23 protein-coding genes and 1 pseudogene are annotated in these 25,634 nt (G+C 43.3%); 3 read left to right on the plus strand and 21 right to left on the minus strand.

Annotation, left to right across the window (positions count from 1 at the left end):
* Positions 1-9: 9 nt before the first annotated feature.
* The 21 genes from ACGF7G_RS07125 to tsaE form a co-directional block, all read right to left on the minus strand.
* Positions 10-1,194, minus strand: a complete 1,185-nt coding sequence (locus tag ACGF7G_RS07125; RefSeq protein ID WP_387464439.1) for an MFS transporter — start codon at positions 1,192-1,194, stop codon at positions 10-12.
* 124 nt (positions 1,195-1,318) lie between these two features.
* A complete protein-coding gene (locus ACGF7G_RS07130; protein WP_387464440.1) occupies positions 1,319-3,016 on the minus strand; it encodes a carbamoyltransferase in 1,698 nt (565 codons plus the stop codon).
* A gap of 23 nt (positions 3,017-3,039) precedes the next feature.
* A complete protein-coding gene (locus ACGF7G_RS07135) occupies positions 3,040-3,843 on the minus strand; it encodes a dimethylarginine dimethylaminohydrolase family protein (protein ID WP_133813857.1) in 804 nt (267 codons plus the stop codon).
* The gene (gene argG / locus ACGF7G_RS07140) at positions 3,840-5,030 is read right to left on the minus strand and encodes an argininosuccinate synthase (protein WP_387464441.1); all 1,191 of its coding nucleotides are present in this window, start codon (positions 5,028-5,030) and stop codon (positions 3,840-3,842) included. Before argG ends, ACGF7G_RS07135 begins: the two co-directional genes overlap by 4 nt.
* A complete protein-coding gene (locus ACGF7G_RS07145; protein WP_387464442.1) occupies positions 5,020-6,066 on the minus strand; it encodes a PLP-dependent cysteine synthase family protein in 1,047 nt (348 codons plus the stop codon). Before ACGF7G_RS07145 ends, argG begins: the two co-directional genes overlap by 11 nt.
* Positions 6,067-6,813: 747 nt before the next feature.
* Positions 6,814-7,266: a 50S ribosomal protein L9 gene (gene rplI / locus ACGF7G_RS07150; protein ID WP_387464443.1), complete on the minus strand. Its 453-nt coding sequence runs from the start codon at positions 7,264-7,266 to the stop codon at positions 6,814-6,816.
* Between the two features lie 38 nt (positions 7,267-7,304).
* Positions 7,305-7,532: a 30S ribosomal protein S18 gene (rpsR, locus tag ACGF7G_RS07155; protein ID WP_000135199.1), complete on the minus strand. Its 228-nt coding sequence runs from the start codon at positions 7,530-7,532 to the stop codon at positions 7,305-7,307.
* A gap of 4 nt (positions 7,533-7,536) precedes the next feature.
* Positions 7,537-7,854 carry a primosomal replication protein N gene (priB, locus tag ACGF7G_RS07160; protein WP_133813860.1) on the minus strand — a complete coding sequence of 106 codons (318 nt, stop codon included), beginning with the start codon at positions 7,852-7,854 and terminating at the stop codon, positions 7,537-7,539.
* Positions 7,855-7,859: 5 nt separating this feature from the next.
* Positions 7,860-8,255: a 30S ribosomal protein S6 gene (gene rpsF, locus ACGF7G_RS07165; protein WP_021322929.1), complete on the minus strand. Its 396-nt coding sequence runs from the start codon at positions 8,253-8,255 to the stop codon at positions 7,860-7,862.
* Between the two features lie 156 nt (positions 8,256-8,411).
* The gene (rlmB, locus tag ACGF7G_RS07170) at positions 8,412-9,149 is read right to left on the minus strand and encodes a 23S rRNA (guanosine(2251)-2'-O)-methyltransferase RlmB (protein ID WP_133814255.1); all 738 of its coding nucleotides are present in this window, start codon (positions 9,147-9,149) and stop codon (positions 8,412-8,414) included.
* Positions 9,150-9,255: 106 nt separating this feature from the next.
* Positions 9,256-11,694, minus strand: a complete 2,439-nt coding sequence (gene rnr / locus ACGF7G_RS07175) for a ribonuclease R (RefSeq protein ID WP_387464446.1) — start codon at positions 11,692-11,694, stop codon at positions 9,256-9,258.
* A 44-nt stretch (positions 11,695-11,738) separates the two neighbouring features.
* Positions 11,739-12,164, minus strand: a complete 426-nt coding sequence (gene nsrR, locus ACGF7G_RS07180) for a nitric oxide-sensing transcriptional repressor NsrR (RefSeq protein WP_387464448.1) — start codon at positions 12,162-12,164, stop codon at positions 11,739-11,741.
* Between the two features lie 169 nt (positions 12,165-12,333).
* A complete protein-coding gene (locus ACGF7G_RS07185) occupies positions 12,334-13,632 on the minus strand; it encodes an adenylosuccinate synthase (protein WP_387464449.1) in 1,299 nt (432 codons plus the stop codon).
* 149 nt (positions 13,633-13,781) lie between these two features.
* Positions 13,782-14,792: a protease modulator HflC gene (hflC, locus tag ACGF7G_RS07190; RefSeq protein ID WP_387464450.1), complete on the minus strand. Its 1,011-nt coding sequence runs from the start codon at positions 14,790-14,792 to the stop codon at positions 13,782-13,784.
* Between the two features lie 2 nt (positions 14,793-14,794).
* Positions 14,795-16,021, minus strand: coding sequence for an FtsH protease activity modulator HflK (gene hflK / locus ACGF7G_RS07195; protein WP_133813866.1), 1,227 nt, complete (start codon positions 16,019-16,021; stop codon positions 14,795-14,797).
* Between the two features lie 105 nt (positions 16,022-16,126).
* Positions 16,127-17,407, minus strand: coding sequence for a ribosome rescue GTPase HflX (hflX, locus tag ACGF7G_RS07200; RefSeq protein WP_387464452.1), 1,281 nt, complete (start codon positions 17,405-17,407; stop codon positions 16,127-16,129).
* 97 nt (positions 17,408-17,504) lie between these two features.
* Positions 17,505-17,813, minus strand: a complete 309-nt coding sequence (gene hfq / locus ACGF7G_RS07205; protein WP_023044707.1) for an RNA chaperone Hfq — start codon at positions 17,811-17,813, stop codon at positions 17,505-17,507.
* A gap of 110 nt (positions 17,814-17,923) precedes the next feature.
* A complete protein-coding gene (gene miaA / locus ACGF7G_RS07210; RefSeq protein WP_387464453.1) occupies positions 17,924-18,865 on the minus strand; it encodes a tRNA (adenosine(37)-N6)-dimethylallyltransferase MiaA in 942 nt (313 codons plus the stop codon).
* Entirely contained in the window at positions 18,858-20,759 is a 1,902-nt protein-coding gene (gene mutL / locus ACGF7G_RS07215; protein ID WP_387464454.1) for a DNA mismatch repair endonuclease MutL, read from the minus strand. The genes miaA and mutL overlap by 8 nt, the downstream gene beginning before the upstream one ends.
* Positions 20,760-20,768: 9 nt before the next feature.
* Entirely contained in the window at positions 20,769-22,052 is a 1,284-nt protein-coding gene (amiB, locus tag ACGF7G_RS07220; RefSeq protein ID WP_133813870.1) for an N-acetylmuramoyl-L-alanine amidase AmiB, read from the minus strand.
* Positions 22,053-22,066: 14 nt separating this feature from the next.
* Positions 22,067-22,531, minus strand: a complete 465-nt coding sequence (tsaE, locus tag ACGF7G_RS07225) for a tRNA (adenosine(37)-N6)-threonylcarbamoyltransferase complex ATPase subunit type 1 TsaE (protein ID WP_387464456.1) — start codon at positions 22,529-22,531, stop codon at positions 22,067-22,069.
* A 171-nt stretch (positions 22,532-22,702) separates the two neighbouring features.
* Here tsaE and queG point away from each other — a divergent pair, with 171 nt between their 5' ends.
* The 3 genes and pseudogenes from queG to ACGF7G_RS07240 form a co-directional block, all read left to right on the plus strand.
* Entirely contained in the window at positions 22,703-23,860 is a 1,158-nt protein-coding gene (gene queG / locus ACGF7G_RS07230) for a tRNA epoxyqueuosine(34) reductase QueG (RefSeq protein ID WP_133813872.1), read from the plus strand.
* A gap of 845 nt (positions 23,861-24,705) precedes the next feature.
* Entirely contained in the window at positions 24,706-25,137 is a 432-nt protein-coding gene (locus ACGF7G_RS07235; protein ID WP_133813873.1) for a flagellar protein FlhE, read from the plus strand.
* A gap of 204 nt (positions 25,138-25,341) precedes the next feature.
* A pseudogene (locus tag ACGF7G_RS07240) lies at positions 25,342-25,608 on the plus strand (IS1 family transposase); the annotation flags it as partial.
* Positions 25,609-25,634: the final 26 nt, after the last annotated feature.

Raw genomic sequence — 25,634 nt, forward strand, 5'->3', positions numbered from 1 at the left:
CCTCCATTATTAACTATTATGCAAATTGAATTTAAGTGAACGATAAGGATTAATAATGACGAACATTAATAAAACAAATACAGAGAATATCAAATAAATACTATTGTAGGAAAAATAGTTCAGCAAATTAGCACAAATGAAACTAGTTAAAGGTGTCGCTACCTGATTCAAAACAAGCACAACACCGAGATACTGAGAAAAATTCTTCTTCGGAATAAGGCTTGCCCGATAAGAGCGAGAAAAAAGATTGAAACAACCTTCCGAACCAATGACCAGCAAGAAACCCAACGTATAAATAACAAATAACGGACCGGTAGCGAATAATGTCAGACCACATAACGCAATAAGAAAAGCCGTCACACCAACGATACGCACATCAAAAATACGGCATAATTTCGGAGCAACAAAGAAGACACAACAATTCACCACCCCTGCATAAGCCAAAAGCCGGGCATAACTCTCTTCCGATTGCGAAAAAATACTGGTAATAACATAAACAGCCGTTGATAAGATAGCCCCTTGCATCACATTCATCAGAAATGTCAGGCTAATAACCCGTAGCAGCGATGGATTTCCCATCAAGAATTTAAAAATCGCAGGCAGATTATAACCTTCTCTATTCGCATGCTCTGCAATCTGATTTTTCCTTTGTAGCTGAAACCATATGAAGCTGCTAATCAGGAAAGGAAAAAAAGCAAACGCAAATACGGCATAAACACTGAATTTATAAACCAGTACACCAACAACTGCCGGGGCTGCGATATAGGTAAACTGTTCAACAAATTGCAAACGAGAGTTAACAGAAGGTAACTCTATTGCATTAATGTTTTTAGAGACGAAACCTTCGAGGTTGACATATCCCGCGCCACTAAAAAAAGATAAAACACATGAGAGAGGAATAATGATATATACAATATTATTATCGGAATATATAAATGAAAGAATAAAAAGGAATAAACAAACCAATGAGCGTAGAACATCACTCAGGAATAACATAACCAATGTATGCATCCTATCACCCATCCAACCAGAAATAGGGAGTGAAATGACTCTGAATAACCGTTCAAGCCCAAAAGCAAAAGATGAAAGTGAAGCACTATTAGTTGAGGTATACACTAATACAGGCACAGCAAACATAACAAATGCCTCTGAAAAAACAGAAAAAAAGCGGGCCAGTATGATCCTGTGTATCATTAGTATTACCCCAACCTTATTGTCTATCCCATTAGGCTATTTTATTTATCAAATTGAGTCTGGGCAATACTCAAACTGATTTTATCAATTATGCCTACTGGGATAGACTTCTACTACGCAAAATTTAATGAATCGATTTAATCAAATAATTCCCCAAAACTAAATAATCAATATTTGTCTTCATGAAAGTTTTAATAGCATCCTCAGGTGAACAAACAATCGGTTCACTATCGTTATAAGAGGTATTCAGCAACAAAGGAACACCTGTTTTCCGATAAAATTCCTCAATCAACCGAGCATAACCTGAATTTGATTCACTATCTACAACCTGAACTCTGGCAGTGCCATCTGCGTGAACGACGGCTGGAATTTGCGATGCTTTATCGACTTTAGCATCCATCGCCAACAGCATATATTTTGCAGCTTCAGGTAATTCTTTCCGAACGTGGAACCAATCAGCGACATGCTGACGCAATACACTCGGCGCAAATGGCCTGAACATTTCACGATGCTTAATTTTACGATTCATTAAGTCCCGGATATCTTTATTTCTCGGATCTGCCAGCAAACTACGATTACCCAGAGCCCTGGGCCCAAATTCCATCCGCCCCTGGAACCAACCAATCACATTATTTTCAGCCAGTAAGCCTGCGACGACCTCATGAATATTTTCTTCATATGTCCAATCCAAGCCATACTCACTCAAACTACGCTGGTAATCATCATCACTATATTCAACCCCCCAATAAGTGTGAGGCAAAGGATAACGTTGCTCATTGCCAAGAATCTGATGCCAAATAAATAACGCAGCACCTGTAGCAGTACCCGCATCATGCGCGGCAGGTTGCACAAAGATATCTTCAATATCCAACTCTTCATACAACCGTTTATTTGTTATGCAATTTAATGCAACGCCACCAGCAAGACAGAGCTTATTCGTTGCTGTTTTCTGTAAATGATAACGAGCCATATTTAAAACTATCTCATCAGTTATTTCCTGAAGAGAGGCGGCAATATCATAATATTCCTGTGCAACTTCTCCACCAGGAACTCTTTTCTCAATGCCAAACAAAGATTCCAATTTAGAAAAATCTTCACTGCGGAAATTGAGAATAGTATTATCGATAGTAAACTCACCTTTATCATAAATCTTGACTAATTGTTTGAATGCCGGCATAAAACCTTCATGCGTTCCATAAGCAGACATCCCCATCACTTTGCAAGCATCGTATACAGAGAAACCCAAGAATTCTGCCAATTTCTCCCACATAAAACCGATTGAATTAGGATATTCAATGGTTTTAATTTTTTCTATGCTATTGCCATTGCCCAGATATATTCCAGCAGTATTATCTTCTCCAACACCATCAAGTGATAACGTTAACGCTTTATCAAATGACGAGACAAAATAAGCCGATGCCGCATGAGCTGTATGATGAGGCACCCAATGAAATTGACCACGAAATCCCATCGACTGCAAAATTTCGGGCACTGAGGTCGTTTTACGATAGAAAACTGACTCACCCGAAACACTTCCCCAACTGCCTTCATTCTTAATTTCATCAATAAAGACTGACTTTCTTCGTTCTATCGGATCGATAGAAAACCCTATATGACTCACATCTTCCAATTTAATACCAGCAAAGTCTAATGCAACTTCAATTGAAGCCAATGGCAGTTCATCAGGATTATCAATATTTGCTGGCTTTCCGTGTTTTTTTCTATTTAACCGCTCTTCTTCAATGGAAAAAATAGTTTCTCCATCCTTTAATAAACAAACTGCTGATTCATGATAAACAGAATTTATACCTAAGATATACATGACTTATTATCCTCTCACTATAGTTAGTTTATTTTTAATACCAAGCAGCGCAAGCTACCACCACTCTTTAAGAATTCACCCATATCACATTTAACAACATGATAGCCATAATTATTTAATTGTCGTTCAACCTCAATAGAACAATCATGCATAAAAATATCTTTTCCTATTGGGATATTATTACAGACAAATAACTCTTTGGCATCATGCTCTGATATTGGGATCCTTCGTTCAAAGGTTTTAGAGATATAATCCTGACTTTCTTTAGTAAATGCCTCCGGATAATAAATAACAGTATCTTTGTCAATAAATGAAAATGCCAAAGCCACATGGAAGAAAGTGTTATCCTGAATATGAAGTTCTCCTTTGACTTTAAGCTCCGGATATACTTTCTGAATTGTATTTATTGCTTCTTTATCTGATCGAGGACCATAACCAAATATGATGTCATTATCCCAATAGATAACATCTCCCAGCCCTTCAAAATAGATATCTTCCTCAACGCGATGTATCTCATAACCCAGATTTTCCATATAGTCTATATAATACTGACTTTCGCCCTGACGTTCAGCGTGCCGGAAATTACTGGAAAGAAACTTATTATTATGCACCATGCCACTATCTCCTGAAAAAGTCATATCAGGCAAACCATTGACAGGATCGATAGTGCGAATATTAATACCTCTTTCAATCAATCGTTCATAAAGAAAATCCCACTGTTGTTGTGCTAATCTCTTATTCACTTTGTTATTAGGATCCATCCAGTCATTAATAACGTATTCAATATCGTAAAAATCAGGTTTACACATTAATAATTCTTTAATCATAATATTTTCCTCATTCTGGATTTAACACTTTGATTAGTATGAATATTAAATATTTTTGCGAATCCATTTGCATCATTTTGACTATATAAATGACCACATTTATATATCGCCAAATTATGATCATAAATGCTGCTCTTTGAAGAACGGGAGCAAACATTGATATATTTATAACCTAATTCAAGTTTGACCTCACCATTGACATGCTGATTCATACTATCAATAAATTGGTTCAAATGAGTAAATAATGGATCATACCAAAGCCCGGAATAAACTAGTTCAGCCCATTTTTTATCAATTATTTCTTTAAACCAGTTTTCATTACGATTACTACAGTAAAGTTCCAAATCACGATGAGCGGTAATTAAGATATGTGCAGCAGGTGATTGATAAATTGCTCGCGTTTTCAAACCTACAATGCCATCTTCAACAATATCAAAAATACCAATTGATAGATTTTTACCAATTTCATTTAATATTTCAATGATTTCATTTAATGATTTTTTTTCGCCATCAAGCAATAGAGGTATACCATTTTCAAAACCTAATGATAAAGATATTGGCTCAGTGGCCAATAGTGCCCGCTCAAATAATTTCTCTTTGACATCCTCAGGAATCAATGTTTCCGGTTCTTCCAATGGGCCACACTCGATACTTAATCCCCATATATTTTCACTGGTAGAATAGGGATTATTACAACCAAATTCTTGAGGAATACCATATTGGGCAGCATAATTATTTACGATATTTTCATCGTATTTAAAATCTCTCAACGAAGAAATAGGAATTTTATCAAGAATTTCTATATTCATATCCATTCTGGCTTGATCATTACCTCTGAATTGGTGCGCAATATAATTAATATTGAGTGCACTTGCTACTTCAACTGCGGCTTCAGCAATTGCGGGCCGGGAAAGTGCAGCACTGAGATAATAGCCATTTTGATAAATAGCGTTGGCTTTGATTGCTTTTGAAAGAAATTTTTCAGCAAATTGCGTTCGATAATCTTTATAAATAAACTTATCAGCACCCGCAACCATGCATTCCAATTCAATATCTTCAATGTCTCTTACTTGTCCCTCATCAATATAAAGAGCAATAACCTCTTTAAACTCAGATTTAAGACTTCTTATGATAAGAGGATTATAGCGGCGATTATAGTAAATCACCAAAACACTATCAGAATTCATTTAGCGTGCACCCCATGCTTATAATAATTTCTTCTAACCCAGACTCTGTCGTACTTTCTTCAATGAGTTCTGAGAAATTATTTTCAAATAGCCAGGTATTGTTATAAATCGTGTCTATATAACGCTCTCCACTATCAGGAATAATGACAACGATATTATCTCCAGGTTTAAAATCATCCAAGAGATCCAGTGCCGCACTAACTGCACAGGCTCCCGTCCCACCAATCAGAATACCTTCATTTCTGGCTAATTTTCTTGCCGTACGGAATGCGTCAATATCTGCCACTTTCAAGGTAAAATCGATATTGCTGCAATCGAGAATAATTGGTATAAATGCCAACCCCGCACCCTGCACCAGATATTTTCCTGGCTCTCCACCGAAAATAATCGATCCAGCAGGTTCAACACCATAAATTCGTACTTGTGGATTTTTTTCTTTCAGATAACGAGAAATCCCTGTAAGGGTTCCACAACTTCCTGCCGTAGAAAAACAAGCCGTCAAATTATCGCCAAAGGTTTCATACAACTCACGCCCTGTGGAATGATAATGTTCATCAGGATTAACCTGGTTTTCAAATTGCATGGGACTGAACGCATTCGGATAAGCTTTTATGATCTCTTTGGTTAAATCAATACGATATTTGACAGTATCCACTCCAGCTTCAAATTCTGGCAAGAAAATAATTTCTGCGCCAAATGCTCTGATTTTATCGCGTTTCGCTATCGGCACCATGCGGTCTAAAACAGCAATAAACCGGTAACCCTTAACAGCACACGCCATTGCCAAACCAATCGCAGTATTACCCGATGATGGTTCAATAACTACCATTCCTGGTCTCAATTCTCCCTGGGCTTCCGCCCTTTCCAGCATGGCGACGGCAATACGGTCTTTAATACTCCCACCGGGGTTAATATTCTCCATTTTCAGAAAAACATTAACACCTTTAGTATATTTTCCATCCAACATAACCACAGGGGTATTACCTATAGTTTGTAATATATTTTTACCTAGCTTCATATCCGTTTTATCTCTCATTTTTTAGTCAATGTGAAGAACATACAGTGATAACGAGGTATTTTTATTAACAAATAAAGTGCTTTTATATTTAATATATCTATTAATCCATTGATGAAATTACCTATTTTATAAATAATTACAGGAGTAATTTAACTCCTATTAAAAATAAGCCAATTTATTTATGCTCTCACTCAATGATTAATCAATACAACTGATAATTATAAATTTACACTTAAAAGTCTACTGTCAACTCTGACAGTTATATACAGAAAAATCCATATAACTTTTTGATATTATTATTTAATAATAAGAATATGAATCATTAATTCCCCATATTCTTATATAAAATTAGATAAAATAAATTATTATTACAAATAACAGTGATTATATAAGAATATATTTTTAAATTATTATAAAATAATAATATATGCAATTAACCAGATCTATAAGAAAATATATCAAAATAGCTGATAAAAGATCGCCCATCAAAATGAAATTATCAAGGCCATATTATTAGATAGTGAAAAACATGAAATCAATTATTTATAGATAACAATATGATAACTAGTGGTATTTTCACCATAGAAAACCAATAATAAAAACAAACCAAAAGACAAAAAATGGAAAATAAGTCAGATTAATGTTCAGTTTAATATAAATTACCCACGAAAATTATATAGATTAACGAAACAATAGTGGGTTAAAACAATAAAAAACGCTGGCAATGCCAGCGTTTTTTACTTGTTAGCATCAGTTAATCAGAGATTAAGCTTCAGCAACAATGTTAACGTTCAATTTCGCGAATACGTCGCTGTGTACCTGGAAGTTAACTTCATGTTCACCAGTAGTACGCAGAACACCGTTAGGCAGACGAACTTCACTTTTAGATACTTCAACACCTGCGGCAGTCACTGCATCAGCAATATCGCGGGTACCGATAGAACCGAACAGTTTACCTTCGTCACCCGCTTTAGAAGCGATAGTAACGGAACCCAGTGCGCTGATTTTCTCAGCACGAGCTTGCGCTGCTGCCAGAACGTCAGCCAGTTTGGCTTCCAGTTCAGCGCGGCGAGCTTCGAAGAATTCGATGTTTTTCTTAGTCGCAGGAACAGCTTTGCCCTGTGGTACTAAGTAGTTACGGGCATAACCCGCTTTAACGTTAACTTGATCACCCAGGCTACCCAGGTTTGCTACTTTATCAAGCAGAATAATTTGCATTACCTTATCCTCTCAGAGTCGTTAATGGACTGTGCCGATTACTGATGACGATCAGTGTAAGGCAACAAAGACAGGTAGCGCGCGCGCTTGATAGCACGAGCGAGCTGACGCTGGTATTTTGCACGGGTGCCAGTAATACGGCTTGGTACAATTTTACCACTCTCGGTGATGTAGTTTTTCAGCGTAGCGATGTCTTTATAATCAATCTCTTGAACACCTTCCGCGGTGAAACGGCAGAACTTGCGACGACGGAAATAACGTGCCATTTGGCTAGTCTCCAGAATCTATCAATTCAATCTGCTCGGCATGAAGAACCAGTTTGTTCAGACCATTGCGACCTTGATGGCAACTAATGAATCCTGAAACGGTTAATCGACTGCCGACCGTTATACTGTGAGTTAAAACTTGTAACAATTGTCCGCTGGCAATAACGGGCATTCTGCACCATGCTTGCCTGCTCAGACCGGCTTCCTGCTGCTGTGAGCGATGCTCAAGTACAAACTGGCAATGAGGGATACCGGTAGGACTGATTTTTCGAATGGGGGCTTTGCACACTGTGCCAGAAAGCACCAAACGATTAGTTGTCACAGTTATTACTCTTCAGAATCCCCAGCTTCTTCAGCATCAACGCCGGCGTCTTCCATAGAGTAATCGCGGCTGCGACGCTCATCTTTGGCTTTAACCATTGGAGATGCTTCAGTTACCGCGTGCTTAACGCGCATAATCATGCTGCGGATAACGGCATCGTTGAAGCGGAAGTTAGTTTCCAGCTCATCAATCACTTCCTGCGGCGCTTCAACGTTCATCAGAACGTAATGAGCTTTGTGCAGTTTGTTGATCGGATAAGCCAGTTGACGGCGGCCCCAGTCTTCCAGACGGTGAATCTGACCTTGCGCGTTAGCGATAGTCGCACTGTAACGCTCGATCATGCCCGGAACCTGTTCGCTTTGGTCAGGATGGACCATAAAAACGATTTCGTAATGACGCATTAGAATTGCTCCTTACGGATTATTCAGCCTCCTGTCAGGGTCAACCGCGGCCCATGGAGGCAAGGAACTTGTTTAAGTGCGGCTGAAAAATTGACGCGTAACTATACCCGCCCCATATAAAAAACTCAAGGAGCGGGTAATGCTTTATGTTATGGGTTACTGCGAACTCCGCTGACGCACTGCTTCAAACAGGCAAATCCCCGTTGCAACAGACACATTCAGGGATGAGACCGAACCCGCCATTGGAATACTAATCAACTCATCACAGTGTTCGCGGGTCAGACGACGCATACCTTCCCCTTCAGCCCCCATCACCAGCGCCATCGGGCCGGTTAGTTTACTCTGATGTAGCGTATGGTCAGCTTCTCCTGCTGTACCCACCACCCAAATATTGTGTTCCTGTAACAAACGCAAAGTACGGGCAAGGTTGGTGACTCGAACAAGCGGTACGCTCTCCGCGGCTCCACATGCCACTTTCTTCGCAGTGGCATTAAGCTGGGCGGAACGGTCACGGGGTACAATGACAGCATGTACACCTGCTGCATCAGCACTGCGCAGACAAGCCCCCAGATTATGTGGATCTGTCACACCATCAAGCACTAGCAAGAAAGGAGTTTCCATTTGTGCCAGCAAATCTGGCAAGTCGTTTTCCTGATACTGACGACCTGGCTTTACTTTAGCAATAATCCCCTGATGTACAGCACCTTCCGTTTGATTATCCAACCACTGACGATTTGCCAGTTGGATAGTCATCCCGATATTTTCCAGTTCATTAATCAATGGCATCAGACGGCGGTCTTCACGCCCTTTCAGTACATAAACTTCCATAAAACGCTGAGGGTCGCGCTCCAATAAAGCTTTAACGGCATGAATACCGTAGATAATTTCACTCATAATCTTCTTATTTTCACTGTCATACCATGAACCCATCCATCAGGCTCAATGTATTCAAGAGACTAAAATATTCAGGCTACCCTGAAAAAACAGGATAGCCCTTTGATTATTTATCTGCGCTTTTCTTAGCCCGTTTAGCTTTGAATTTAGCAGCAATTTTCTGTGTTTTGGCTGAAAGGTTCTTACCCTTTTTCTTATCTCCTTTAGGCTTATCCACAGATTTCTTTTTACGGAAAGCGCCATCGGGTTCAAAGTTAGCCTCTTTGCTATAACTACGCCCTTTCTTACTGTTTCTACGGCCAGGTTCTGCTTTTTTCGCCCTGTCACGCGCTGTCTTACCGATATTTCGGGCTTCCCGACTAATGGAGAGCAGTTTAAAATCAATATTACGCTCATCCATATGGACAGCTTCCACACGGATTTCAACTTCATCTCCCAGCCGGAAAGTTTTACCAGAAAACTCACCAATTAAACGCTGACCAACATTATCGAAATGATAATAATCATTATTCAATGTAGAAACATGTACCAAACCGTCAATAAACAGATCATTTAAGCGAACAAAGAAGCCGAAACCGGTCACACTCGTGATAATGCCGGTAAAGGTATTACCCACCTGATCCTGCATAAAGTCACACTTAAGCCAATCGGCGACGTCTCTTGTTGCTTCATCGGCACGGCGCTCTGCCATTGAGCAATGTTGGCCCAGTTGCAGCATATGCTCCATATCGCTGTGCCATCCACCTGTCGGTGTCCCACATTGTTCAGCAACACCTTGTTGTTCCACCAGCAGATATTTAATCGCTCGATGCAGTGCCAAATCAGGATAACGGCGGATAGGTGAGGTAAAGTGCGCATAAGAATTCAATGACAGACCGAAATGACCACGGTTTTCCGGATCATAAATTGCCTGTTTCATTGAACGCAGCAACATAGTTTGCAATAACTCATGATCCGGACGTTCAGCCACTTGATGCATCAGTTGCGCATAATCTTTTGGTGTTGGTTGCATACCACCTGGCAGAGTTAACCCCAATTCGCCGAAAACAGAGCGCAGATTAACAATGCTCTCTTCTCTTGGCCGATCATGAATGCGGTAAAGCACCGGCTCGCTGTTTTTCTCCACGAAACGCGCAGCCGCAATATTCGCCAGAATCATACACTCTTCAATCAGCTTATGAGCATCATTGCGGGCAACCGGTTCAATTCGCTCAATACGGCGTTCAGCGTTAAAGATAAACTTCGCCTCCTCTGACTCAAAGGAGATAGCACCACGCTGTTCACGGGCATTTTCCAACGCCTGATAAAGCTCATGTAAATGTTCAATATGCTGAACCAACGGTTTATAGTGCTCACGCAGTTCTTCATCACCCTGCAACATACGCCATACTTTGGTATATGTCAGGCGTGCGTGAGAATTCATTACTGCTTCGTAAAATTTATAAGATGACAATTTTCCCTGCTCTGAAACCGTCATCTCACACACCATACAAAGGCGGTCAACCTGCGGATTCAGAGAACAGAGGCCGTTGGAAAGCACTTCAGGTAACATGGGAACAACCTGAGATGGAAAGTAAACTGAGTTACTCCGGTTGCGTGCTTCTGTATCCAATGCCGTTTGTGGGCGGACATAGTAACTGACATCAGCAATAGCAACCCATAAACGCCAACCGCCACTTCGCTTTCTTTCACAATAAACGGCATCATCAAAGTCACGAGCATCTTCACCATCGATTGTCACCAATGGCAAATCACGTAGATCAACGCGGCCTTTTTTCGCAGATTCCGGCACCTGCTCATCCAGGGAGGCCACTTGGTTTTCTACCTGTGGAGGCCAACTGTGCGGAATTTCATGAGTACGCAGGGCAATTTCCACTGCCATGTTTGTTCCCATCTTTTCACCCAGCACTTCAACTATTTTACCAACAGCTTTTGTACGGCGCGCCGGGCGTGTAGTCAACTCGACGACAACGACGTTACCCATGCGGGCACCACTATTTTCATCTTTCGGGATCAGGATATCAAAGCTCAAACGACTATCATCCGGCACAACAAAACCCATGCCGGAGTCAATAAAATAGCGGCCAACAATCTGGCTGGTCTTGGGTTCCAATACACGGACAATGCGCGCTTCACTACGCCCTTTGCGATCGGAAGGTAATTGCTGCGCCAACACAACATCACCATGAATAGCCATTTTTAACTGCTCGGCAGAGAGATAAAAATCGTCTTTGTGGCCTTCTACCCGCAGGAAACCATAACCATCCCTGTGACCAATGACTGTGCCTTTCAATAAATCCAGTTTTTCCGGCAAGGCGTAACATTGACGGCGCGTGAAAACCAGTTGACCATCACGTTCCATCGCCCGTAAACGACGACGTAACGCTTCAAGCTCCTCATCGTTAGTCAGATTCAGCTCTTGTGCCAGTTCCTGGCGACTTACCGGTGCAGTGTGTTTAGAAATAATGTCTAAGATGTATTCGCGGCTTGGAATAGGAGATTCGTATTTTTCTGCTTCACGTTCCAAAAAAGGATCTTGTGACATGGCGGTTCCTCCGTTGTCATCAGCAGGCTGTTTGCGCCATTTCTTCATTCGGTCAGAAGCAGCTTATAAAGGGGGATATTATCTTCAACCATATCAGCTAAAGTATGCTTATCCAGTTCATTCAAAAATGTTTCTACTGCCTGACTTAATACCACTTTCAGGCGACATGCAGAGGTAATATGGCAAGATTCCTGACTACAGTTAACCAATGATAATGGCTCGAGAGCACGAACAACATCACCAATTCTAATATCCTTTGCTGGCTTACCCAGACGAATACCGCCGTTTTTACCACGAACAGCATCCACCAATCCTAAATGGCTCAACTGGTTAATAATTTTTACCATGTGGTTACGAGAAACACCATAAACACGAGTGACTTCAGAAATACTGGTCATCCGGTTTTGCGGTAAAACAGCCATATAAATTAGCGCCCGCAAGCCATAATCTGTAAAACTCGTTAACTGCACATCAACCTCTGGATAATGAGATATAATTAAAAAAATAAGTATTTGTTCAATTTATATACCTTGAATTGGCCAAAATCATGTTAATCATCTGGTAGTTAGCAAAAAAGACCATAATAAATAGCAAAAAACCGGGCTGAAAAGCCCGGCTTTACCTGATTATGTGACACAATCAAGCATCAAACGGATCACGCAGAATCATCGTTTCTGAACGATCCGGGCCTGTAGAAATAATATCAACCGGAACACCGGTCAGCTCTTCTACACGTTTGATATAATTCAGTGCCGCCTGAGGCAATTTACTGTGTTCTTTCACACCAAAAGTACTTTCGTCCCAGCCTGGCATAGTCTCATAAACAGGTTCAATACCTTCCCAGTCATCCGCAGCCAGAGGCGTTGTTTCAACCACATGACCATCAGGCATCCGGTAACCAACACAAATTTTGACTTCTTTCAAACCATCCAATACGTCCAGTTTGGTCATACAGAAACCTGACAATGAGTTGATTTGTACTGCGCGACGGATAGCAATGATATCCAGCCAGCCAGTACGACGGCTACGCCCCGTCGTCGCACCAAACTCCTGGCCTTTTTCACGCAGATAATTGCCAGTTTCATCAAACAGCTCAGTTGGGAATGGGCCAGCACCTACACGAGTGGAGTAAGCCTTGATAATCCCCAAGACATAATCAACATAGCGTGGACCTAGACCGGAACCTGTTGCAACGCCACCCGCCGTGGTGTTGGAAGAGGTCACGTATGGATAGGTACCGTGGTCGATATCCAACAGCGTGCCTTGTGCGCCTTCAAACATAACCAGCTCACCTTTCTGAGTTGCTTCATACAACAGGTCAGAAACGTCAACAACCATACCCGTCAGAATATCGGCAACAGCCATGATTTCGTCCAGAGTTTTCTGGTAATCAACCGCTGGTTCCTGGTAATAGTTAACCAGTTGGAAGTTATGATATTCGATAATTTCTTTCAGCTTGGCCGCAAATACTTCTTTATCAAACAAATCACCAACGCGCAGGCCACGACGTGCAACTTTGTCTTCATACGCAGGGCCGATACCGCGGCCGGTTGTACCAATTGCTTTTGCGCCACGTGCTTTTTCACGGGCATTATCTAACGCAACATGGTACGGAAGAATAAGCGGACAAGCTTCTGAAATGAGCAAACGCTCGCGGACAGGAACACCTCGGGACTCTAACGCGTTCATCTCTTTCATCAGCGCGTCCGGTGCTAATACGACTCCGTTTGCGATGATGCTGATAACATTTTCACGCAGGATCCCCGACGGGATTAAGTGGAGAACGGTTTTTTCACCGTTGATAACCAGTGTATGACCAGCATTATGGCCCCCTTGATAACGAACAACATACTTAGCTCGTTCAGTCAGCAAGTCGACGATCTTGCCCTTGCCCTCGTCACCCCATTGGGTGCCCAATACGACAACGTTCTTACCCATTTCAAAAATTCACTCGGTTGCTTAAAAATGGATTCTAACATCTCATTCCGCACCTTTCAGTAATTTTTATCACATCCGTTATTTTTGTTGACCACCTGACACGACAAGGCCCGCCTGATGCGGGCCTTACTTAGATATTCAAACATCAATCAATGCTGAACTGCACGTTTTTCAGGTGCTTTCATATAACGGAAGAAATCAGTATCCGGGCTTAACACCAGAACATCTTTCCCATCTTCACTGAAGCTCTTCTCGTAAGCGCGTAAGCTACGGATAAAGGCATAGAAGTCAGGATCTTTGCTGAATGCATCAGCAAACAGTTTAGCGGCTTCTGCATCACCGGAACCCCGTAAGGTACGGGCTTCACGCTCCGCTCTTGCCAATGTTTCAGTCACTTGTTTATCCGCTGTTGCGCGCAATTTCTCTGCTTCTTCCTGCCCCTGAGAGCGGTGACGACGGGCTACTGCTTCACGCTCTGCCCGCATACGCTGGAAAATAGCTTCTGAAACTTCCAATGGCAGGTTAATCTGTTTGATACGCACATCAACAACCTCAATCCCCAGAGCAGCCATACTGTTCGGATTAATAGCCAGTTGTTTACCCGCAGTTTCTTTCGCTACACGAGCCGCAGCGGATGCAATAGCGTCATCTGCTTCACTGGTAGCCGCTGCTTCGCCGTCAGTCGTACCTTTGTTCAGGGCATCACGAACATCAGTAGTCAGTTTACCACGGGAATCAGTCACAATGCCGCGTACATCCAGACGACCAATTTCAGAACGCAACCGGTCACTGAACTTACGTTTTAGCAGAACTTCAGCCTGAGAAATATCACCATTACCGGTAGCCAGGTAGTAACGGCTAAAGTCGATAATGCGCCATTTCAGGTAAGAATCAACAATCAGGTCTTTGTTTTCACTGGTCAGGAAACGGTCCGCCTGAATATCCATAGTCTGGATACGAGCATCAAGTGTTTTCACTGTTTCAACGAATGGCACTTTAAAGTGCAAACCCGGTGCATAAACGATCGGTTTATTTTCCGCGTCACGGGCAACCTTACTGAAACGCAGAACAATACCACGCTGCCCCTCATGCACAACAAACACTGAGGTATACAAAGCCACCAGTACAGCGACAATAATAACAATGAATGACTTACGCATGATTATTGTCTCCCTACTCTGACAGTATCGTTACGCAGATTATCTGTACGACTGTAATCTACTGTCCGGTTTGAACTTGAGGGTGTTGTTGGGCGAGTAACGCGCGGGCTGGAAACCGTTGTATTACCAAGCTGACTTTCCACGGCCGTTTTACCACTGGCTGCATCGCTACGGAACATTTGCTCTAATGGCAGGACCATCAGGTTATTACTGTTCTCATTGGCAATAACTTTGCGGGTATTACTCAGTACTTTTTCCATAGTTTCAATATACAGACGCTCACGGGTAATTTCCGGTGCTGCTTTATATTCAGGCAGCATCTTGGCAAAACTCGCCACTTCACCCTGCGCTTCCAGTACCACACGCGCCTTATAAGCCTTGGCATCTTCGATTAATCGTTGAGCCTGGCCATTTGCACGTGGCTGAACTTCATTAGCGTAAGCTTCCGCCTCACGAATGTACTGCTGCTCATTTTCACGGGCAGCAATCGCATCATCAAACGACGCTTTGACTTCTTCCGGTGGACGGGCAGTCTGGAAGTTGACATCCAGCAGTGTAATACCCATTTTGTATGGACGAATTGTTTCTTCCAGTACCCGCTGGGTATCACTACGTACAATGGTACGGCCTTCAGTCAAAATTTTATCCATAGTGTATTTGCCGATAACACCACGAACCGCGCTGTCTGTTGCCTGACGCAGGCTGTTATCAGGGTTTGTTACGCTATAGAGGTAAGCCGCTGGATTAGTCACACGGTACTGAACGTTCATTTCCACACGAACAACGTTTTCATCGGAAGTCAACATCACACCGGATGCTGCCAGTTCACGAACAGATTCCACGTTAACCGGAACAACTTCATCAATGAACGTTGGTTTCCAGTTCAAACCTGGCTGCACAATATGGCTCAATTTACCCAAACGGGTAACAACACCACGTTCTGTTTCTTTAATCGTATAGAAACCACTGGCGGCCCAGATCACGACAACAGCGACAACAGCAAGGCTAACAATACGCCCGCCAAACTTTGCCCCCTGGTCAGAACCATTACCGCCCTTATTCCCACCGAAACCACCGAGTTTACTACTCAGCTTACGGAACAGATCGTCGAGATCAGATGCCCCACGGTTTCGACTACCTTTGTTCCCGCCGGAGTTGCCGCTATTATTCTTGCTGCTCCCCCACGGGTCGCGGTCTTGTCCGTTGTTTCCGGGCTGATTCCACGCCATGTTTTAACTCCATTCTTTTATGATTGGTTTTTCAGGCCAAGAGCCGCTTGTAAACAAGCCCGCTCTCAATCACACAAGTTTTCAGATATTCATCTGACAAGCACATCAGACGATATAATCAAACAAATCCTGTTCTTGTTTGCACAGACGGCGCCAGTCAACAATCGGCATTCTCACTTCAATACCAACTTTGCCGTCCTCTTCTACCCACTCTTTCTCTATTGCCTGAAGTTGATAGAAGCGGCTGCGTAAACGACCCGCTTCTGGCGGCAAGCGCAATTCGTAGTGTGCGATTTCACCCGAAAGACGCTCCGTTAACGCTTGTAACAACAACGGGATACCTTCACCGGTTTGCGCCGACAACCAAACTCTGACCGGTAAGTTATCTTCGTTGCGATCAATACGCGGGGTGAAGTCCTCCAGCATATCAATCTTGTTCATCACCAGCAGTACCGGAATTTCATGAGCTTCAATTTCTTCCAGTACACTGTCAACCGCGGTAATATTTTCGTCCAGGCGACTATCCGCAGCATCAACAACATGCAGCAATAGTGTTGCCTGCCGGGTTTCCTGCAATGTCGCTTTAAATGCCGCAACCAGATCATGAGGCAAATGACGGATAAAACCAACAGTATCAGCCAACACTGCCGTGCCAACATCATCAACTCCAATCCGCCGCAACGTTGGATCCAGTGTTGCAAACAGCTGATCAGCCGCGTAAACCTCAGCGGAAGTCATACGGTTAAATAAGCTCGATTTCCCGGCGTTGGTATATCCCACTAGAGAAACCGCCGGTATATCCGCCTTATTCCGCGCCTGACGCCCCTGTTCACGCTGCTTCTCAACCCGACTAAGGCGGCCCAGAATCCGGCGGATCCTATCCCGCAGCAAACGCCGATCTGTCTCTAGCTGAGTTTCCCCCGGCCCCCTTAGACCAATCCCACCCTTTTGACGTTCAAGGTGAGTCCATCCCCGGACAAGACGGGTAGAAAGATGGCGTAACTGTGCCAGCTCTACCTGCAACTTCCCTTCGTGAGTTCGCGCCCGTTGAGCAAAAATATCTAGGATCACACCGGTACGATCGATCACCCGACACTGACAGAGCCGTTCAAGGTTACGCTCTTGCGCAGGGCTAAGAGTATGATTAAACAGCACAACATCAGCACCACTAGCCTGTACAGCCTCCGCAATCTCCTCAGCCTTACCTTCTCCGACAAAATATTTCGGATTAGGTACTTTTCTGCTCCCTGTAACAATTTGAACAGGAGCCACACCAGCAGAGGTTACCAGTGATTCAAACTCACTGAGATTGTCTGTGTCTTTATCCTGCGAGAAGAAAATGTGCACCACAACGGCTCGTTCACCGCCTTCATAACGCTCAAACAAAGGTGAGACCTCTCAGGCTGAGTAAAAAACTATAGGAAAAAACATAGGTAAAGTCTCCCTACCTATGTTTTTCTGCATTTTGTTACCGTTCTCAAGCTTATTCAGCGCCATCACTTTCCTGTTGTGCTGCCGGAGCGGAAGCCCCACCAGAGTGGTAATTACCGACACTTGCCCCTACACCCGTATTGCTACTGTGATGAGAAACCGGGCGGGAAGGTACAACAGTCGAAATGGCATGTTTATAAACCATCTGGCTAACCGTATTTTTCAGTAAAATGACAAACTGGTCAAAAGATTCAATCTGCCCCTGCAATTTGATGCCGTTGACCAAATAAATAGAAACCGGGACCCTTTCACGCCGTAATGCGTTCAGGAACGGATCTTGCAAAGATTGCCCCTTAGCCATTCTATATTTTCCTTATTTTGTTGTTTTTAACTAAGAACCTGGAGGTTCGAAAAAATAAACTACTCAAAAATTGCGCTTTGGTACTCATCAATTGTACACAATCAATAAACCTATGCACTAACAACCTGCATAACTGTGCTTAAAGCCTGTTCAGGTTGAGAACTCTCCAACCAATGAACAGGCTCCCAACCTCTGAGCCAAGTTATTTGACGCTTTGCCAACTGGCGTGTTGCACAAATACCACGATAAACCATTTCATCGTAGTTAATCTCGCCGGAAAGATAGGACCACATCTGACGATAACCAACGCAACGAATAGAAGGTAAATCCACATGCAAATCATGACGAGCATAAAGTGCTTTAACTTCTTCTTCAAATCCTGATTCAAGCATTTGATGAAAACGCGCTTCAATACGTTGATGAAGGATCTCACGCTTTGCCGGCGCAATAGCAAATTGATGGACACGGTAAGGAAGCATTTCTCCTGACAATCTCGTCAGCTCAGTAAGAGTTTTACCTGAAATAAGAAAAACTTCCAGTGCCCGGGAAAGCCTCTGTGGATCATTGGGATGAATTCTTAACGCCGCCACAGGGTCAATCTTCTGTAGTTGCTGATGCAATGCATTCCATCCTTGTTCTGCCGCCTGCTGTTCTATCTCCGCCCGAATAGCCGGATCAGCAGAAGGCAAAGGCGATAAACCTTCAAGCAATGCCTTGAAATAAAGCATCGTTCCGCCAACCAACAGAGGAATACGACCAGAAGCGGTAATTTCTGCCATTTCCCCCAATGCATCCCGACGGAAATCAGCCGCAGAATAAGGCTGAGAAGGATCAAGAATATCGATCAAACGATGAGGTGCCAACGCTTGCTCTTCTGCTGTTGGTTTAGCGGTACCAATATTCATTCCACGATAAATCAACGCAGAATCAACGCTTATCAGTTCCACAGGAAGATGCTGACGCAAAGCGATAGATAAGGCAGTTTTGCCTGAGGCCGTCGGCCCCATAACAAAGATTGCCGCTGGCAGGTATTGAGCTTTCTGATCACTCATGAGTAAGGGATGCCACCACTGCTTGTAAATCAATTAATTGTAATAGCCCATCTGGTGGAGATTTTACCAGTTGTGGGCAAAGCCGCTCAACATCAGCCAATAACTGTATTGCCTGAGCAACATTCCACGTTTCATGCTCACTGCCAATATGACGAGCAAGCCAAGTTACAATCTGTTCTTCCGATACTGATGGCTGCTGCGCCAAATAGTTTAACAATTCAGGAATTAATTTGGGCAAATTTTGCTGGCGCAATGGTAACGATACAGCACGTAGTGTTGCTTTTCCATGAGATACAGACGCTTCGATACCAAAAGAGCCTAATAAGTCATTATAACGATTTAAAGCGCTCGCTTCTTCCTTACTGAGAGCAAGTTTCAGCGGGATCAAAAGTGGTTGTGGTTTCAGTCCTTGCTCCGTTGGTGTCAACTGTACTTGTTTCAACCAACGTTCGGCGACTGGCAAAGATAGCAATCCAAGACCTAACGGAGATTCAATCAGAGCGTAACATGGCGGATATATACTCAATACTTTACCAAAACTATGACTATTATTTTTAACCTGAACAGGAACAGACGTCACTTTTTCCGCCATAACAGGAGAGGTTCTTGCCGGGAACAGCTCCCTTTTCTCTTCGGGTTCCGGTACAGATTGCATCAACTTCTGATACAACTCACCCTGAGGTTTTTGATAATTGTCCCCATGATACTGACGGTTTTCACCACTGCGGGGAAAACCTGTACCACTCCTGCCTGACAAAGCCTCTTTTGGTGATGAAGTTGCCGTAGATGCGGCGGTATTTTGCCGGGAAAAATGATTTTCGCCCGCTGATGGGCGGTTTTCCGGCTCCCAAACCGGAGCAGGTTCACAACATGCCATACCCAGTTCAGCGCCGCTTCCGCGCTGTTTTAATACAGCGGTTACCCCCTGATAGATAAAATCATGTACCAAACGGGCCTGATGGAAGCGAACTTCATGTTTCGCCGGATGTACATTCACATCCACCTGATGCGGATCGACTTCCAGATACAAAACATAAGCCGGCTGCTGTTCTCCCTGGATCAAATCTTGATAAGCCTGACGGATAGCATGATTAATTAAACGATCACGCATCATTCGTCCGTTAACATAGCAATATTGAATCTCTCCACTCGCCGTCGCATTCATCGGATCAGCAACCCATCCCTTGATGGACAAATCGCCATGCTGCCAGGAAAGAGCAAGCGCTTGTTGCATAAAAGCGGCACCACAAATGGAAGACAAACGTCGTTCATACTGTGATTCATCTTTTGCTGGCCGGTACTGGCGAAGCAACTTGCCGTTATGATGCAAATTGATTGATACATCCAGACGCGCTAGCGCAATACGCCTGACTATTTCATCAATATGACCAAATTCTGTTTTTTCTGTTCGCAGAAATTTACGCCGCGCGGGAGTGTTATAAAACAGATCTAACACTTCAACCGTACTGCCTACCGGATGGGCAGCCGGCTTCACTGTGACTTCCATATCCCGTCCTTCAGCGTAGGCTTGCCAGGCTTCATTCTGCTCTTCAGTACGGGAAGTCAATATCAGACGCGAAACTGAGCTAATACTGGCCAGCGCCTCTCCGCGGAATCCCATACTGATAATCGCTTCCAGATCATCCAGTGTGGCAATCTTACTGGTGGCATGACGAGCCAGTGCCAAAGCAAGATCCTGATGATTGATTCCACAACCATTATCACGGACACGGATAAGTTTTACTCCACCGCGTTCAATTTCAATATCAATGCGGCTGGCACCAGCATCAAGACTATTCTCCATCAACTCCTTTACTACTGATGCAGGACGTTCTACTACTTCGCCAGCAGCAATTTGGTTTGCCAATTGAGGAGGTAAGATCTTGATCGCCATAGTTAACCTTTACTTCCTGGCTGTTTTAGGTGCAGCCTGTAATGGATGGGCCAGAAAATAGTTGCGCAATCCCCGATGGATAGCGCTTGCCAGCTTATCCTGAAAATCACTGGAACCAAGTAATGCTTCTTCCGCTGAGTTACTGATAAATCCTGTTTCTACCAAAATTGAAGGGATATCCGGTGAACGTAGCACACCCAAACTGGCATGTTCTGGCGAGCGTTTATGTAATGAACCAACTTTGCGCAACTCATTCAAAACCTGTACTGCAACATTATAACCCACCCGTTGAGAGTGACCGAATTGTAAATCCAGTACCGCCTGGCTTAGATAAGGATCTGCGCCATTTGCCAATGCATCGCCTGCACCGCCTAGTAATTCAGACTGTTTCTCATGCTGCTCAAGCCAATTACCCAATTCGCTGTTTGCACGCTTGTTTGACAGTACCCAGACAGAAGCACCACGGGCGCTGCGATTAGGTGCAGCATCAGCATGAATAGAAACCAGCATATTTGCGCTATGTTTACGCGCAACCTCAGAACGACCTGCAACAGAAATAAAATAGTCTCCGTTACGGGTCAAAACAGGTTTGAACATAGGATCATTACGCAATAGCACTTCCAATTTACGCGCAACACTAATAGTGACATTCTTCTCTTTCAGTCCATGTTGCCCGATCGCACCAGAGTCTTGTCCGCCATGTCCCGCATCAATCGCAACAACAACCCGCTGACTCCCCTTGGGAGTCATTAGTGGAGTCGCCTTTTTTGTCGCCGGCTGTTTATTATCAGCAATGACTGATTTACTTGCTGCCACGTGTGAACTTTCTCTGAAAACAGGATTACTGACAGCTATACCGGAAGCCCGCAAGGTAAAAATAACCCGATATTCACCACCCGACTGCTGCACTATAGAGTTGACTTTAACTTTTTTATTTAGTTCAAACACAATACGTTTTTTTTGTGCATCAGGTGCCTGACTGGCGCGAATTTTCTTCACTAAATCCAGTCCCGGCAAATTCATTGGCAAACCAATAATATTTCCTGGCTGGTGAATATCTACCACCAAACGTTCGGGTAAATGCAACGGGAAAAAGCTGTAATCAGGGCGACCACCTGAAAAAACCATCGTCACTTTGGATTCACTGACACTATTACTCACGTGAATATTGGATAAAGTCGCCGCTGTCGCTGTTACCACCACTAAACTGCTCATCATGATAAACAGCCAGCAAATTATCATAAAACTGATTTGCCATTTCTTTATCATTTTTGCAACTAAAGGGTGCATCATGGTCGGGTTATCCCTCATAAATATTTCAAATTATCCAACAAGCTCTCACCATATTCAGATAAAGCAATAAAATGTGCCTGTCGCCCTTCGGGCTGGTAACTCAAATGTAATTTAATATCTGCCTCCGGTAACACACCTTCTCCTTGCTGAGGCCATTCCACCAGACAAATGGCATTCTGATGGAAATAATCACGAATTCCCATAAACTCCAACTCTTCTGGGTCAGCTAACCGGTAAAGATCAAAATGGTAAACTGGCCTCGGTGTTAAAGCGTAAGGTTCAACCAAAGTGTAGGTTGGGCTCTTCACATGCCCTTGATGACCCAGAGACTGCAAAAAACCACGGCTGAATGTCGTCTTACCCGCGCCTAAATCACCATATAAATAAACGACACTGCCATGATTACAGGCAGCCGCAACCGCGCCTCCAAGGGAAACCGTTGCCTCTTCATCTTGAAGTGATAAAACAAGTTCTTTCATCGAATAATATCTGTTGTTTTATGAATTCATCAGCTAAAACAATAACCCTAACACAACTCTATTATCAACATTTAACATCTTCTGCTCTGTTTCACTGCCGGACTCACTATTTTTGGCCTGCAACAGATTATGCTATACTGCGGTTCCTTGCAGCATAAACTAATTTCCGCCATGGCAACTTCTCTCGATCTCAATCTCTTGGTCACAAGCATCAAACAATGGGGCCTCTCTCTTGGTTTCCAGCAAGTTGGCATTTGTGATATTGATTTATCAGCAGAAGAGCCGAAGCTCCAGGAATGGCTGGATAAACAGTATCACGGTGAAATGGCATGGATGAAACGCCACGGTATGATGCGTGCCCGCCCAAATGAACTGCTGCCAGGAACATTACGCGTCATTAGTGTAAGAATGAATTATCTCCCTGCCAAAGCCTCTTTTGCCAGCACACTCAGTGATTCTGCACTCGGTTATATAAGCCGTTACGCTTTGGGAAGAGATTATCACAAACTACTGCGCCAGCGTCTGAAGAAACTGGGTGAACAAATTCAAGACTATTGCCATGACTTCGAATATCAGGGCATCCTTAATTTCCGGCCTTTTGTTGATTCCGCACCAATAATGGAACGCCCACTCGCTGCTAAGGCCGGATTAGGCTGGGTTGGTAAACACTCGCTTATCCTTAATAGAGAAGCCGGCTCATGGTTCTTTCTTGGTGAACTACTGATAAACCTTCCCCTACCTGTAGACACGCGACAGGAAGAACAATGTGGCCGCTGTGTGGCCTGTATGACAACCTGCCCAACAGGTGCAATTATCGCTCCTTATACCATTGATGCTCGCCGTTGTATTTCTTATCTCACGATTGAATTGGAAGGTGTTATTCCTGAAGAATTTCGCCCACTGATGGGAAACCGCATTTATGGTTGTGATGACTGCCAGATTATTTGTCCGTGGAACCGCTTTTCCCAACTAACAGATGAAGGTGATTTCAGCCCCCGGGCAGCATTACATACGCCGGAATTATTGGATTTATTCAATTGGAGTGAAGAAAAATTCCTGCGAATAACAGAAGGTTCTGCAATCCGCCGTATCGGGCATTTACGCTGGTTACGCAATATTGCGGTTGCCTTGGGAAACGCGCCATATCAAGACAACATCGTTCTGTCTCTGCAACAGAAACTAGGATTAAACACAATGCTTGATGAGCATATTCATTGGGCTATTGACCAACAAATGACTCGCCGGGCAACCAATACTGTCAATGTACAAACTTCTCAACAAAAACGGCTTATCCGAGCGATAACCAAAGGCTTACCCAGAGATGCTTAATTATTAGCCATCCTGGCAGTGTATAAAAAAATTCAAATAATTTTCCTGTGAATAAAATAAAAATCCCTTGCTGATCAATACTCAAAAAAAGCGCAAGTGATCAGTATGACATTTCTTAACAAAGGACTATTCCGAAAAATTATCAATAACTTACAGAAGAAATATTGATTTTATAAAATGTAAGATCAGCAAAATCCGAAAGAAACAGCCTGTGGATAAGTCTGTGTGGTAATTTTAAGGTGTCGTACTTATTTACCAGGGAATCACTTTCTATTCTGTGGATAAAAAATAGAAATCAGCACCGAACCCTACAGCCCAAAAATCGAATCAAAATAAGCGAGTATTATCATTGAGGAAGAAACTTGGAAAGGGAAGCAAATCGTTTGAATCCCACTTAACTCATTGATTCAACAGAGATTTTTAAATAGATCGTCGTTGAAAGGAGTGCATTATGTACCACCCTCAAAAGTTTGGCAAGCAGAAGTTGAAAAAACTTTGGGGGCTAAAGGATTATGCCTTTCTCCTTCCTGCGTGTCCTGAGCCAAACGACGAAGATAAATCAAAATTGATTTCGCCCATTTACAACAGATTACTATCGCAGGCACACACTACCGAAATATAAGGTGGCTTATGCAAAGAAAAACAGGAAACCAACAACCAGGCAGTAACTCTTTACGGATAGACATTACACAATAACTGTAGAGTCGCCGCACAGATTTAAACATCCAACGAAAGCTTGCGTTTGATCCCAGGTTATTGCAGTGAGACTCTCTTCATATCGGATTGCGCGCAGTTGTTGCATACAGATAACAGTAAAATAACTATCTAGCAATGAGGATCGAAAAATGAAAAGATTCACCAAAATTGCAGTAGGTCTTCTAGTATTAACCGCAGCTCAAACGTCCTTTGCCGCCACCAGCAATTGGTCACAAACAATTCGTGCTCCAAACGTTTATGGTGGAAACTCCACCAACTCAAACTTCTTTAACACACCCATCTCGGTACCGGCAAAAGCAACTATCACGACAGTATCCTGGAACATAGGCTTGTATGCCAATGGTGCAACAACTCAGACTTTTAACGTTTGTTACACCCCAAGATACTCTTCCACCCCATCACAATGCCTGGATGTCTCCGGCAGTCTCAATGGCTCCACAAATGCCTTTATTGGCAATGATGCCAAAGGTTCCTTTAGAATTAGCGGGATTCTGACCGGAGGAACTTACCCTGTTTACCCATCTCACTACAATACGATCATAGTCGACTATCAGTATTGAGCAACCCGACCTGAAGCCATAAGGCTTCAGGTCATTAACGAAAAGTCACACCAATACATGCCAAAACAACACCCCATCGATAGCGTTGAAAGTGCCATCTTTTCTGATGATCCTACGCCTACCTAGCAACGAAGTCTGTCAATTGAGAAACTGTCGAACCCACCATTCGGAATTTTTTAACCGTCAATGTGATACGGGCCATGAACCAATGAAACCTGCCGGAAATTACTCTCTCTACTGTCCCCTTTTAGTATCGGCATGATTACCAGCGCTGACTGGGGTTATGCCAGAAAAGTGCCGAAAGATAAGCATCTGACCGGAAAAATCTTTACTCAGCGCATTAAGCGTAACAACCTGACGCAGAGAACTCGAATCAAACAGCTTACCCGCAAAACCATCTGCTTTTCGCGCTCTGTCGAATTACATGAAAAGGTCATCAGCGCTTTCATCAAAAAACGTATGTTAAACTAATGGGAGGCATTACCAGATTTTTCAAC

Source organism: Photorhabdus sp. RM323S, assembly GCF_042879375.1.
Lineage (GTDB): Bacteria > Pseudomonadota > Gammaproteobacteria > Enterobacterales > Enterobacteriaceae > Photorhabdus > Photorhabdus tasmaniensis.